This is a genomic window from Streptomyces sp. RLA123, assembly GCF_056270165.1.
Genome location: NZ_JBWDOR010000003.1, coordinates 6,033,274 through 6,046,130 on the forward strand (window position 1 = coordinate 6,033,274; position 12,857 = coordinate 6,046,130).

The window sequence follows — 12,857 nt, forward strand, 5'->3', positions numbered from 1 at the left end:
TAGAGTGCTGACATGGCTGATCACCAGGCGCCGCCGGCGCTCCGCATCAAGGGCCGGATCCTGGCCGGGCCGCAGGACGTCCGGGACGAGCTGTGGGTGATCGGCGGACGCGTGACCTACGAGCGCCCGGGCGGGGTCCGCGACGTCACCACCGTGCAGGGCTGGGCGCTGCCCGGTCTGGTCGACGCGCACTGCCACGTGGGCCTGGACCACCACGGCCCCGTGGAACCGCACACCTCGGAGAAGCAGGCCCTCACCGACCGCGACGCCGGCACCCTGCTGATCCGCGACGCGGGTTCGCCTTCCGATACTCGCTGGATCGACGACCGCGAGGACCTGCCGAGGATCATCCGGGCCGGCCGGCACATCGCGCGGACCCGGCGCTACATCCGCAACTTCGCCTGGGAGGTCGAGCCGGAGGACCTGGTCGCCCACGTCCGCCAGGAGGCGCGGCGCGGCGACGGCTGGGTGAAGCTGGTCGGCGACTGGATCGACCGCGAGACCGGCGACCTGTCCGCCTGCTGGCCGCGCGGCGCCGTCGAGGCCGCCATCGCGGCCGCCCACGAGGAGGGCGCCCGTGTCACCGCGCACTGCTTCGCGGAGGACTCCCTGCGCGACCTCGTCGAGGCGGGCATCGACTGCGTCGAGCACGCCACCGGCCTGACCGAGGAGACCATCCCGCTCTTCGCCGAGCACGGCGTGGCCATCGTGCCCACCCTGGTGAACATCGCGACGTTCCCGCAGCTCGCGGACGGCGGACAGGCCAAGTTCCCACGCTGGGCCGACCATATGCGGCGGCTGCACGCCCGTCGTTACGACACCGTCCGCGCCGCCCACGACGCCGGCATCCGGATCTTCGCGGGTACCGACGCCGGCGGCTCCCTCGCGCACGGCCTCGTCGGCGGGGAGGTCGCGGAACTGGTCACCGCGGGGATTCCCCCACTCGACGCCCTGTCGGCCGCGACCTGGTCCGCCCGCGAGTGGCTCGGCCGGGACGGTCTCACCGAGGGCGCCCCCGCCGACCTCGTCGTCTACGACGCGGATCCCCGCGCCGACGTCCGCGTCCTGGCCGCGCCCCGGCGCGTGGTGCTGCGCGGGCGCGTCGTCGGCTGATCCCGCGCGGCCGGCGCTCCCGGCCGCGGGTTTACCGCACTCCACCCCGATTCGGATGATTCTGCCCGGATCGGCAGGTCCGCCCCGTTGTGGCGTGCTGCGATCGGAGCAACCGGCCGGATCCGCACGACGGGACGGGAGCACCATGACCAGGCAGGGACCGCAGAAGTACCCGGGGGCATCGCGCAGGTACTGGTACCAGGACGACTACGGCGGGGACGCGATGGAAGTCAACGCCATCGTGCTGCACACCACCGAGGGCAGGTCGGTGCCCTCCTACGACGAGGGCTCCAGCGCCCCCAATCTGACCGCCCAGCCCGACTTCGTGAACCAGAAGCTGGTCTGGTACCAGCACTTCGACATCGACATCTCCTCCCGCGCCCTGGTCAACCGGCCGGGCGGGGTGGAGACCAACACCCTCAACGTCTGCCAGGTGGAGCTCATCGGCACCTGCGACTCCGAGACCCACGAGGACTGGGGCGGCACCCCCGCCCACGTGTACTGGCCGAAGGCGCCGCAGTGGGCGCTGCGTGATCTGGCGCGCTTCCTGGCCTGGATGAACACCGAGCACGACGTGCCCCTGAGCGGCCCGAAGGTGTGGCTGCCGTATCCCAGGTCCTACGGCAGCGCGGGCGGCCAGCGGATGACGGCGCGCCAGTGGAACGCCTTCAACGGGATCTGCGGGCACCAGCACGTGCCGGAGAACTGCGTGCACCCCGACACCCCGGTGCTGCGTGCCGACGGCGGCCTCACGCGCGCGGGAGACCTCCGCGTGGGGGACGAGATCGCCTCCTTCGACGAGGAGGGCGGGCACAGGCTGCTGCGGCGGGGGGTGGTGACGCGCAACAGCCCGGCCAGGAAGGAGTGCTGGCGGATCACCACCTCCGCCGGCGAGGTGGTCGCGACGGCCGACCACCCCTGGCTGGTCCGGCTGCCGCACGGCGACGCGTGGGCGACGAGCCGCGAACTCACCCCGGGCAAGCACCGGATCGTCCACGCCGGGTCCTTTGTGCCGCCCGGCTGGGAGGGCGCTTCCGTGGCCGGGGCGACCGGCGAGGCCGAGGTGTTGGGGGCGGAGCCCGTGGGCGAGCAGCCGATCGCCTCCCTCTCGACATCGACCCGCACCTATGTGGCGGCGGGACTGCTCTGCCACAACACCCACGGGGACCCGGGGGCGTTGGACTTCGCGAAACTGCTCGAATACGCGAGAGCTCAGGTGTGACGTACAGGAACGTACGTGCCTGAAGGTTCGAATACGAGGACGAAAACCACCCTTTGGAGTGAACCGACGTCAGGACGGTGCCGGTTCACTCTCTGTACGTAAATCATTACGGGGTCGAGGTCGCCCGACGAGCGTGCTGTCCCCTTCAGCGGCGCCGTGGCGACTCCATGACCAGTTGGGGGTTTCCACCTTGTACAGCTCTCCCTTCAGCATGCCCGCACGCCGCTCGGCTGCCTCGCTGGGGGCCGCCGTCGCGCTGGCGGCGGGCGCCCTCGCGCTCGGGCCGGCGTCCCCGGCCGCGGCCACCGAGGGATCGCACGGCGGTTCCGGCAAGGCCGGCGCGGTCGTCCTGCGCACCGGCTTGGACGTGTCCCTGCTCAACAAGACCGTCGACGTGCCGCTCGACCTCACGCTCAACGAGGTCCAGGCGCCCGCGAGCGCCGACAAGACCGCGCTCACCGCGACCCTCGACGGCGTCGACCGCGGCCGCCCGTTCAGCGTCCTGCGGGCGGATGTCGCCACCGCCCGGGCCACCGTCGACCGCCGCAAGGCGGAGGGGTACGCGAACCTCGTGAACGCGCGCGTCCATGTCCCCGGACTGCCGCTCATCGGGCTCGTCAAGGCCGACGCGATCACCTCGCGCGCCACCTGCGAGGCAGGCGAACGTCCCGTCGCCGACACCGAGCTGCCGGGCTGGGTCACCGTGCTCGGCAAGCGCGTCCGGGTCACCGCGGGCGGTCCGACCGATGTGCGGGTGCCCGGCATCGGAGAGGTCCGGCTCGACCTCGCCAAGAGGGTCGTCACCTCGCGCACGGCCGCGGCCACCGCCCTGGAACTCACCGTCTCCATCAACCCGCTCAAGCTGAACGTCGCCGACGTCAAGGGCACGGTCACGCTGGTGCAGGCCACCTGCGAGACCCCGGGCCGAGGCGGAGGCGGCGCCCATGACGGTGGTCACGATGGCGGTCACGGCGGTGGTCACGACGGGGGCCACGGCGGCGGCAAGCCCGGCGGGGACGACGAGGACACCGCGACGCCCACGCAGCCGGCCGGCGACGAGTCCGTGCCGCCCAGCACATCGGCGGAGCCGAGCGCATCCGCCGAGCCGGTGAACGCCACCGGATCGCCCGGTTCCGCGCCGTCCGCGCAGGCCGATGCCGGGAACCTCGCCGAGACCGGCAGCAGCAGCATGACGCCCTACCTCGCGGGCGGTTCGGTGCTGCTCCTGGCGGCCGGATTCGTCGTGATCCGCATGACCCGCCGCAGGACGGCGACCCAGAACACCCGGGACTGACGGATCCGGGTGACCCCGGGGGCGGTTCGGGGGTCAGGGGGGGGAAGGTCCGTGGAGGGTGGCGGCGGGCGGCGTGTGCCGCGTGTCCGCAGCCGCCCTCCACGACCGTTGTCCACAGGCGGGCACGGCCGGCGGCCCAAAAGGGATGTTTCCACTACCCTGATGGGGAGTGTCCGCGCGCCCGCCGCGGACGGGGCCGGGGGGTCTCATGTTCGGGGGACGGTACGAGATCCGGGCGCTGCTCGGGTCCGGGGGGATGGCCCGGGTCCATCTCGCGTACGACACGCGCCTGGGCCGCACCGTCGCCCTCAAGACCCTGCTGCCGGAACTGGCGCGCGACCCCGAGGCCCGCCGCCGCTTCGCCCGCGAGGCGAGGGCCGCCGCCGGTCTCAACCACCCGGGCATCGTGACCGTCCACGACCAGGACGAGATCACCACACAGGACGCGGTCGTCCCGTTTCTCGTCATGGAGCACATCGAGGGCCGGACCCTGTCCGAACTCGCCCGCGACCAGGCGCCGATGGAGATCGAGCGGGCCGTCCGCATCACCTGCGACATCCTCGACGCGCTCGCGCACGCCCACGCCCGCGGCCTGGTGCACCGGGACGTGAAGCCCTCCAACGTGCTGATCACCACCGGGGGAGCGGTCAAGGTCGCCGACTTCGGCATCGCGCGCGTCGTGCACTCCCTCACCGGTCTCACCGGCACCGGCTCCGCCATCGGCACCCCCGGCTACATGGCACCCGAGCAGTGTGCGGGCGACGCCGTCGACGCGCGCAGCGACCTGTACGCGGTCGCCTGCATGCTCACCGAACTCCTCACCGGAACCGTGCCGTTCGCGGGCGCCACACCGCTGGGCGTGATGTACGCGCACGTCCACCAGACGCCGCCGCCGCCCTCCGCGCGCAACCCGATGGTGCCGCCCGCGCTCGACGCGATCGTGCTGTCCGCGCTGTCCAAGAACCCGGCACTGCGCCCGCAGAACGCCGCCCAGATGAAGGACCGGCTGTCCGGCTGGCTCGCCTCCCGCACCCCGCCGACCGCACCGCGCGCCCTGCCCCCGCCGCCGCAACAGGTCCCGGTGCCGCAGCACCCCGCCTACAACCCCCCGTCGTACGGCCCCTGGGCCGCCCCCGCACAGCGACCCGCCTGGAACTCCGCGGCGACGACCCCCCTTTCCGGCCCCCGGGTGCCGCGCCGCCGCCGGGGCGTCGTGGCCGCGGCCGTCGCCGCCGTCACCGCCGTGCTGATCACCGTCGCCGTCGTCGTGAACCCCTTCGGCGACGACAAGAAGAAGGACCCCGTCACACCCGTCGCCCAGGACCTGATCGCCGCCCGGAAGCCCGCCAGCGGCTACAACGGGGCGCTCACCGGGGCCGTCAGCCCCTCCGGGGCCAAGGGCGGCACCTTGCGGCTGGTCTCCGCCTACGCCCCGGACTCCCTCGACCCGGCCCGCACCTACTCCCCGCTGGTGTGGAACCTGGGCCGCCTCTACCTGCGCAAGCTCGTCGACTTCGCCCCGGAGCCCGGCGCCGAGGGCACCCGCCTCACCCCGGACCTCGCCACCTCCACCGGGCGGATCTCGGACGGCGGCCGCACGTACACGTACACCCTCAAGCGGGACATCGCCTTCGAGGACGGCACGCCCATCACCTCCGAGGACGTCAAGTACGGCATCGAGCGCACCTTCGCCACCGACCTGTACGCCGGCGGGCCCACGCATCTGCGCGATCTGCTCGACCAGGGCCAGGACTATCCGGGCCCCTACAAGGACACCGACCCCGACCGACTCGGCCTGAAGAGCGTCGAGACCCCCGACGACCGCACGATCGTCTTCCACCTCGACGCGCCCTTCGCCGACTTCCCGTACGTGCTCGCCCTGCCGATGTCCTCGCCGGTCCCCAAGGGCAAGGACACCAAGGCGAGTTACGAGAAGCAGCCGGTCGCCAGCGGCCCCTACCGGATCGCCTCCTACGACGCCGCCAAGGGGCTCAGGCTCGTCCGCAACGACCGGTGGGACGCGTCGACCGACTCCATACGCACCGCCCTGCCCGACACCGTCGAGCTGACGATCGCCCCCGACGCCGCGGCCGTGGACGCCGCGCTGCTCGACGGCACCGCCGACCTCGACGCCGCCCAGACCGGGGTCCAGGAGGCCGCCCGCGCCAGGATCCTCGCCGACGACGCCCTGAAGTCCCGCGCCGACCTCGTCACGACCGGCGCCGTGCGCTACTTCTCGCTGCAGACCGCCGTACCGCCCTTCGACGACTACCGCTGCCGCTGGGCCGTCCAGTACGCCACCGACCGGCGCGCCCTGCGCACCGCCCTCGGCGGCGAGAACGCCGGCGACATCGCGGGCGGCATGCTGCCGCCGACCGTCGGCGGCTACGACCGGCACCTGGACACCTACGGCACCGCGGCCGGCGGCAGCTACCCCGGGCAGGCCCGGCGCTTCCTCGGCGAGTGCGGCCACGCCAAGGGGTTCAGCACCGTCATCGCCGCCTCCGGCAGCGACCCGGTCGCCCGCAGGGCCGCAGAGTCGCTGCGCGACCAGCTCGCCAAGATCGGCGTCAAGGCCACCGTCGAGGCGCCGGACGCCGCCGACTACTACCCCGTGCTCGCCGACCAGAAGCAGCTCAAGGCCAAGGGCTGGGGCATCGTGCTGATCACCTGGCAGTCCGACTGGCCGTCGCCGGCCGGTTTCCTGCGGCCCCTCCTGCTGCCCGGCAGCCCCAGCAACTACGCGGCCCTCGACGACCGCGAGATCAACAACCTGATGGACGAGGCCGACACCGCGACCGACCGCAACGCCGCAGACAACCTGTGGCGGACCGTCGACTCCACCGCCCAGGACCGCGGCACCCTGCTGCCCTTCCTCTACGACCGGCGGCTCAACTACCGCTCCGCGCGCCTGACCAACGCCTACGTCCACCCTGCTCTGGGCGGTATCGACGTCCAGGCGCTCGGCGTCAGGGGCTGACCGCGACCGCCTTCGCCAGCGCCACCGCGAAGCGGTCCGTGGTCTCCCGGTCGCGCACCGCGAGCCGGAGCCACTCCTGCCCCAGCCCGGGGAAGGTGTCCGCACGGCGCACCGCGAAGCCCAGTTCCCGCAGCCGCTCACGGACCGCCGCCGCCCCCGGCAGGCGCACCAGCACGAAGGGGCCCAGGGCCGGGCCCGCCACCTCCAGGCTCTCGAACTCGGCCAGCCGGGCCAGCAGATGACCCCGGTCGCCGGCGACCTGCCGTGCGGCCCGCTCCGCCTCGGCGAGCGCGACGGGCGCGCAGCACGCCTCGATCGCCGCCAGGCCGGGTGAGGACACCGGCCACAGCGGCTGCGCCCGCTCCAGCGCCGCGATGCGCTCCCGGTCGCCGAGGACGTAGCCCACCCGCAGTCCCGCGAGCCCCCAGGTCTTGGTGAGGCTGCGCAGCACCAGCAGCCCCGGCACATCGCGGCGGCCCGCCAGCGACTCGTACTCGCCGGGCACCGCGTCCATGAACGCCTCGTCCACCACCAGGGTGCGGCCGGGACGCGCCAGGCGCACGATCTCCTCGGCGGGGTGCAGGACGGAGGTGGGGTTCGTGGGATTGCCCAGCACCACGAGATCCGCCCGCGCGGGCACCGCGTCCGCGTCCAGCCGGAACCCGCTCCCCTCGGTCAGCAGCACTCGGTGGACACTGTGCCCGGCGTCCCTCAGCGCCGCCTCCGGCTCGGTGAACTGCGGGTGTACCACGGCCGGATGGCGTGCCCCGAGCGACCGGGCCAGCAGGACGAACGCCTCCGCGGCCCCCGCGGTCAGCAGCACCTCCTCCGGCGGCCTGCCGTGCCGCGCCGCCACCGCCCGGCGCGCGGCCCGCCCGTCGGGGTAGGCGGCCAGGCCGTTCAGGGACGCGGTGACACGTTCGCGCAGCCAGGCGGGCGGCGTGCCGGCGCGGACGTTGACGGCCAGGTCGGTGAGCGTGCCGCCGTCGTCGCGCACCTCGGCGTCGCCGTGATGGCGCAGGTCGTGGCCGTCGTCGGGTGCCGCGGCGGACTCGGCGGGGTGCGCGCCCGCCCAGCGCACGTCGAGCCCGGGGTGCGCCTCCGCCCAGCCCTCCGCCTGCTGCCGCGCGCGCCGGGCCGCGTCCCCGTCCACGGGGACGGCGGGCAGCACGACGATCCGCCGTGCCCCCAGCCGCCGGCAGCGGTCCAGCCCGGCGGGTACGTCGGGGGCCGCCTCGGAGACGAAGGCGGTCTCCACGCCCGCGTACCCGCGTCCCTCCCACAGCAGCCGGGCCGCCCGCACGGCCTCCGCGTTGTCCACCGGCTCCGGGGACCCGGCGGCGACGAGCAGCACCAGGGTGCCGTCCCGGTCCTGCGGAGTACGGCGTCCGCCGCCCAGCGCCGCGTCGACGCGCCGCTCCAGTACGTCCTCGGGCGGGATGGTCACGGTGCGCTCTCCTCGCTGGTGCCTGCCGCGGGGTCACGGCGGCGTGCCACCGCGGCCGTCGCCCGGGCCGTGCCCCCGCCGCCGGGGACGGACTTCGTCTTCGGGACGAGCAGTTCGCCGCCGGGTGCCGCGGCGAGCGCCGCCGCCTCGGCCACGGACGGCGTGCCCACGGCGGCCAGCGCGGCTCCGGAGGGCGTCGGCACATCCACGGCGGCCAGCGTATCGGCGTCGTACACCAGCAGGGGCACCCCCAGCGCCTCGGCGGCGGCAACGATCCCCGGCTCGCGTGCCCGGGTGTCCAAGGTGGCCAGCGCCGCCGGGCGTGCGCGCCCGGCGCCCGCCGAGGCCAGCACCCGCCGTACAAGCGCCAGCACTTCCGCCGCCGGGACGCCACGGCTCGCGCCGACGCCGACGACCACGGTCACGCGGCCGCGCCCCCGCCCGCGCCGTGTGCGTGGGAGTACCAGGCGTGGACGCCGCCCGCCCCGCGCCGCTCGGGCCCGGCGAACTCCCGTTCCTGGGCGCTCCGGGCCGGGTTGAGGCCGGCGACCGCGGTCACGCGTGCGCACTCCTGCCCGCGCGGTGCACGAGGCGCGAGGCGCGGGCCCGCGCCCCCGCCGTCGGCGACGGACTCCGTTTTGCGGACGGGCACTTCGGCCGCGCCGGCCCACGTGCCGGCGCCGTACATCGGCCCGGGCGCCCCCAGCGCCTCGGCCGCAACCGCGGTACCCCGCTCGCGTGCCCGCGCGTCCAGGGCGCCACGCCGCGCGCCGACGACCACCGTCACGCGGACGCGCCCCCGCCCGCGCAGGCCGCGACGAACCGCCGCGCCAGGGAGGGCTCGGCGGCCCAGTGCACATGGAGGTACGACGCGTGGACGCCGCCCCGCACGAAGCCCTCCACCCGCCGCTCGGGCCGGGTGAACCCCCAGGCCGGGACGGCGCCCGCACCGGGTTCGACGACCGTGCGGTGGAACTCGTGTCCCCGCACCCGCGTCCCGGCCGCCGCCAGCACGTTGTCCGCCACCGCGACCGCCTCCCGGTAGCCCAGCGTCAGCCGCTGCGACATCCGGGCCGTCGCGTCCAGGACCCCGCACATGGGACGTCCGTCGAGCTCGCGCGCCAGGTACAGCAGCCCCGCGCACTCCGCCGTCAGCGGGCCGGGGAAAGCCGCGACGGCCGCGCGCAGCGGGGCGTTGGCGGACAGCTCGGGCGCGTGCATCTCCGGGAAGCCGCCGCCGACGACCAGTCCCGCGGTGTCCTGCGGCAGCCGCTCGTCGCGCAGCGGGTCGAAGGTGACGACCTCCGCCCCGGCGGCGGTGAGCAGTTCGACGTGCTCGGTGTAGGAGAAGGTGAACGCCGCGCCGCCCGCCACGGCGACCACCGGCCGCCTGCCCGGGGCGGCGGAACCGGCCGTACCGATGGCCGCCTCCGGGTCCCAGGCCTCGCCGGCGAGCGGGGGAGCGCTGCGCGCCAGCGCCAGCAGCGCGTCCATGTCGCAGCCCGCCCGCACCCGGGCCGCCAGGGTCCGCACGGCCTCCACGGCGTCCGCTCGCCGCTCCGCGACCGGCACCAGCCCCAGATGCCGCGAGGGCGTGCCGACCGCGGCGTCCCGGCGCAGCGCGCCCAGCACCGGCACGCCCGCGCCGTCCAGCGCGTCGCGCAGCAACTCCTCGTGGCGGTCGGAGCCGACCTTGTTGAGGATCACGCCCGCGACCCGGACCTCCGGGTCCCAGGAGGCGAAGCCGTGCACCAGCGCGGCCACCGACCGGGACTGCGAGGAGGCGTCCACCACCAGCACGACCGGCGCCCGCAGCAGCTTCGCCACATGCGCGGTGGACGCCAGTTCGCCCATCCCCGAGGCCCCGTCGAAGAGGCCCATCACGCCCTCCACGACCGCGAGATCGGCGCCGCGCGCCCCGTGCAGGAACAGCGGTGCGATCCGCTCCGGGCCGCACATGTACGCGTCGAGGTTGCGGCCCGGGCGGCCGGTGGCCAGCGCGTGGTAGCCGGGGTCGATGTAGTCCGGGCCCACCTTGTGCGGGGAGACGGCGAGTCCGGCCTCCGCGAAGGCGGCCATCAGCCCGGTGGCGACGGTGGTCTTGCCGCTGCCCGACGCGGGGGCGGCGACGACGAGCCTGGCTACCACTCGATGCCCTTCTGGCCCTTCTGGCCCGCGTCCATGGGGTGCTTGACCTTGCCCATCTCGGTGACCAGGTCCGCGAAGTCCAGCAGTGGCTGCGGGACGTTGCGGCCGGTGACGACGACGTGCTGGGTGCCGGGCCGCTCGCGCAGCACCGACACCACCTCCTCGGTGTCGATCCACCCCCAGTGCAGGGGGTACGCGAACTCGTCCAGTACGTACAGCCGGTAGGTCTCGGCGGCCAGGTCCCGCTTGACCTGCTCCCAGCCCTCGCGCGCCGCGTCCTCGCTCGCCATGATGTCGTGGATGTCCCGCTGCACCCAGGACCAGCCCTCGCCCATCTTGTGCCAGGCGACCGTGCCGCCCTCACCGGACGCGCCGAGCACGCGCAGCGCCCGCTCCTCGCCGACCTTCCACTTCGCCGACTTGACGAACTGGAACACCCCGACCGGCCAGCCCTGGTTCCACGCCCGCAGCGCGAGTCCGAAGGCCGCCGTCGACTTCCCCTTGCCGGTGCCCGTGTGCACCATGACCAGCGGCCGGTTGCGGCGCTGGCGCGTGGTCAGCCCGTCCTCCGGCACGACGCTCGGCTGTCCCTGTGGCATTACGCGGCCCTCCGTACGTCCCGCACCAGTGCCGCGACGCTGTCCGCGCGCAGCTCGTCCAACGTCACCGCGGTGCCGTGCAGTTCGCGCGCCAGCACACCCGCGAGCCCCAGCCGCACCGGCCCGGTCTCGCAGTCGACGACCACCGACGCGACGCCCCCGGCCGCCAGCAGGCGGGCGGCCCGCGACGCCAAAGGCAGCGGCTCGGGGCCGCCGGTCGCCCGGCCGTCGGTGACGACCACCAGCAGCGGGCGGCGCGAGGGGTCCCGCAGCCGCTCCACGCGCAGCACGTCGTGTGCCTTGAGGAGCCCGGCCGCCAGCGGGGTACGGCCGCCCGTGGGCAGCTTCTCCAGGCGTGCCGCGCCCGCGTCCACCGACGAGGTCGGCGGCAGGGCCAGTTCGGCGCCGGTGCCGCGGAAGGTGATCAGCCCGACCTTGTCGCGCCGCTGGTAGGCGTCCAGCAGCAGCGAGAGCACCGCGCCCTTCACGGCGCCCATGCGCCGCCGGGCCGCCATCGAGCCGGACGCGTCCACCACGAACAGGACGAGGTTTCCCTCGCGGCCCTCGCGCACCGCCTCGCGCAGGTCGTCCCGGCGGATCACCAGCCCCGGTCCGCCGCGGCCGCGGGCCCGCTGGTGCGGCGCGGCGGCCTGCACGGTCGCGGCCAGGTGCAGCTTGGTCAGCGTGCCCCGCGGCTGCCGGGCGCCTGTGGTCCTGCCGTGCGCGGTCCGGGCCCGGGACCGGCGGCCCGCGGCGCCCTCGCCGAGGCCCGGCACGGTCAGGGCGCGTGCCGCGAACGGCTCCGCCGAGGGCACCGCCGCCTGCTCGCGGGGAGCAGCGGCGCCGGGCGCGGCACCGGGAGTGCTGTCCGGGGCGGTGCCGGTGTCCGAAGGGGCGTCCGGCGTACCGTCGCCGTCCTGCGGCGGCTGCCCGCCCCCGTCGGGACCGCCGTCGCCACCGTCGCCGTCACCGCCGTCGCCGTCGCCGCCGTCCGGGCCGGGGTCCGGATCGGGGTCCTCGTCCCCGCCGCGGTGCTGCTCCAGCGTCTCGTCGAGCTTGTCCTCGTCCATGCCCGGCGCGTCGAAGGGGTTGCGGCGCCTGCGGTGCGGCAGTGCGAGCAGGGCGGCCTGCCGCACGTCCGGGTCGGTCACCTCCGTGCGACCCGCCCAGGCGGCCAGCGCGGTCGCCGTCCGTGCCATGACGATGTCCGCGCGCATGCCGTCCACCTCGAAGGCGGCGCATGTCGCCGCTATCTGGCGCAGCGAGCCGTCGCCGAGGCGGACCGAGGGCAGCAGCTCGCGCGCCGACGCGATCCGCGCCCGCAGCGAGCCCTCCTCGGCCTCCCACTTGGCGGCGAACGCCGCCGGGTCCTCGTCGTACGCCAGCCTGCGGCGCACGACCTCCACCCGCTCGTCGGTCTCCCGCGACGCCCGGACCTCGACGGTCAGCCCGAAGCGGTCCAGCAACTGCGGGCGCAGTTCGCCCTCCTCGGGGTTCATCGTGCCCACGAGGAGGAACCGCGCGGCATGGCGCACGGAGACGCCCTCCCGCTCGACATAGGACGCGCCCATCGCGGCGGCGTCCAGCAGCAGGTCGACGAGGTGGTCGTGGAGCAGGTTCACCTCGTCCACGTACAGCACGCCGCGGTGCGCGTCGGCCAGCAGGCCCGGCTCGAAGGCCTTCACGCCCTCCGCCAGCGCCCGTTCGATGTCCAGCGCCCCGACCAGGCGGTCCTCGGAGGCGCCCACCGGCAGCTCCACCATCCGCGCCGGCCGCGACGCGGGCCCGGCCCCTGAACGGTGCGGGCCGTCCGGGCACGCCGGGTCCGGCGCCGCGGGATCACAGCTGAAGCGGCAGCCCGCGACCACGTCCACCCGCGGCATCAGCGCCGCCAGCGCCCGCACCGCCGTGGACTTCGCCGTGCCCTTCTCGCCGCGCACCAGCACGCCGCCCACGGCCGGGCTCACCGCGTTCAGCAGCAGCGCCAGCCGCAGGTCCTCCATCCCGACGATCGCGGTGAAGGGATAGGGGGTGCTCACGCGGCTGCCTCCTCG

Annotated in this window: 10 protein-coding genes and 1 pseudogene; 4 read left to right on the forward strand and 7 right to left on the reverse strand. The window is 75.1% G+C overall.

Annotated features, from left to right (window positions below):
* Positions 1–12 precede the first annotated feature (12 nt).
* The 4 genes from RV983_RS27520 (at position 13) to RV983_RS27535 (ending at position 6,609) form a co-directional block, all read left to right on the forward strand.
* The gene (locus tag RV983_RS27520) at positions 13–1,113 is read left to right on the forward strand and encodes an amidohydrolase family protein (protein WP_475988408.1); all 1,101 of its coding nucleotides are present in this window, start codon (positions 13–15) and stop codon (positions 1,111–1,113) included.
* 145 nt (positions 1,114–1,258) lie between these two features.
* Positions 1,259–2,335: a Hint domain-containing protein gene (locus RV983_RS27525; protein ID WP_475988409.1), complete on the forward strand. Its 1,077-nt coding sequence runs from the start codon at positions 1,259–1,261 to the stop codon at positions 2,333–2,335.
* Between the two features lie 211 nt (positions 2,336–2,546).
* On the forward strand, positions 2,547–3,629 hold the full coding sequence (locus RV983_RS27530) for an SCO1860 family LAETG-anchored protein (RefSeq protein ID WP_475988410.1): 1,083 nt from the start codon (positions 2,547–2,549) through the stop codon (positions 3,627–3,629).
* Between the two features lie 208 nt (positions 3,630–3,837).
* Positions 3,838–6,609: an ABC transporter substrate-binding protein gene (locus RV983_RS27535; protein WP_475988411.1), complete on the forward strand. Its 2,772-nt coding sequence runs from the start codon at positions 3,838–3,840 to the stop codon at positions 6,607–6,609.
* Here RV983_RS27535 and cobC read toward each other — a convergent pair.
* The 7 genes and pseudogenes from cobC to RV983_RS27570 all read right to left on the reverse strand — a co-directional run bounded on the left by cobC (position 6,599) and on the right by RV983_RS27570 (position 12,842).
* Positions 6,599–7,690, reverse strand: coding sequence for an Rv2231c family pyridoxal phosphate-dependent protein CobC (gene cobC / locus RV983_RS27540; protein ID WP_475990476.1), 1,092 nt, complete (start codon positions 7,688–7,690; stop codon positions 6,599–6,601). The two genes, RV983_RS27535 and cobC, sit on opposite strands and share 11 nt — an antisense overlap.
* Positions 7,691–7,744: 54 nt before the next feature.
* A pseudogene (locus RV983_RS27545) lies at positions 7,745–8,056 on the reverse strand (CbiX/SirB N-terminal domain-containing protein); the annotation flags it as partial.
* Positions 8,053–8,481, reverse strand: a complete 429-nt coding sequence (locus RV983_RS27550) for a cobalamin biosynthesis protein (RefSeq protein ID WP_475988412.1) — start codon at positions 8,479–8,481, stop codon at positions 8,053–8,055. The pseudogene RV983_RS27545 and the gene RV983_RS27550, both read right to left, overlap by 4 nt.
* The gene (locus tag RV983_RS27555; RefSeq protein WP_475988413.1) at positions 8,478–8,843 is read right to left on the reverse strand and encodes a hypothetical protein; all 366 of its coding nucleotides are present in this window, start codon (positions 8,841–8,843) and stop codon (positions 8,478–8,480) included. Before RV983_RS27555 ends, RV983_RS27550 begins: the two co-directional genes overlap by 4 nt.
* Positions 8,840–10,204 carry a cobyrinate a,c-diamide synthase gene (locus RV983_RS27560; protein ID WP_475988414.1) on the reverse strand — a complete coding sequence of 455 codons (1,365 nt, stop codon included), beginning with the start codon at positions 10,202–10,204 and terminating at the stop codon, positions 8,840–8,842. Before RV983_RS27560 ends, RV983_RS27555 begins: the two co-directional genes overlap by 4 nt.
* Complete coding sequence (cobO, locus tag RV983_RS27565) at positions 10,198–10,803, reverse strand: cob(I)yrinic acid a,c-diamide adenosyltransferase (RefSeq protein ID WP_475988415.1); 606 nt, start codon at positions 10,801–10,803, stop codon at positions 10,198–10,200. The genes RV983_RS27560 and cobO overlap by 7 nt, the downstream gene beginning before the upstream one ends.
* Complete coding sequence (locus tag RV983_RS27570) at positions 10,803–12,842, reverse strand: putative cobaltochelatase (protein ID WP_475988416.1); 2,040 nt, start codon at positions 12,840–12,842, stop codon at positions 10,803–10,805. The genes cobO and RV983_RS27570 overlap by 1 nt, the downstream gene beginning before the upstream one ends.
* Positions 12,843–12,857: the final 15 nt, after the last annotated feature.

Excerpts from the sequence above, each read along its gene's own strand:
- RV983_RS27530 (WP_475988410.1), top strand. The coding sequence starts at position 2,547 with ATGCCCGCACGCCGCTCGGCTGCCTCGCTGGGGGCCGCCGTCGCGCTG.
- RV983_RS27520 (WP_475988408.1), top strand. The coding sequence starts at position 13 with ATGGCTGATCACCAGGCGCCGCCGGCGCTCCGCATCAAGGGCCGGATC.
- RV983_RS27525 (WP_475988409.1), top strand. The coding sequence starts at position 1,259 with ATGACCAGGCAGGGACCGCAGAAGTACCCGGGGGCATCGCGCAGGTAC.
- RV983_RS27535 (WP_475988411.1), top strand. The coding sequence starts at position 3,838 with ATGTTCGGGGGACGGTACGAGATCCGGGCGCTGCTCGGGTCCGGGGGG.
- cobO (WP_475988415.1), bottom strand. The coding sequence starts at position 10,803 with ATGCCACAGGGACAGCCGAGCGTCGTGCCGGAGGACGGGCTGACCACG.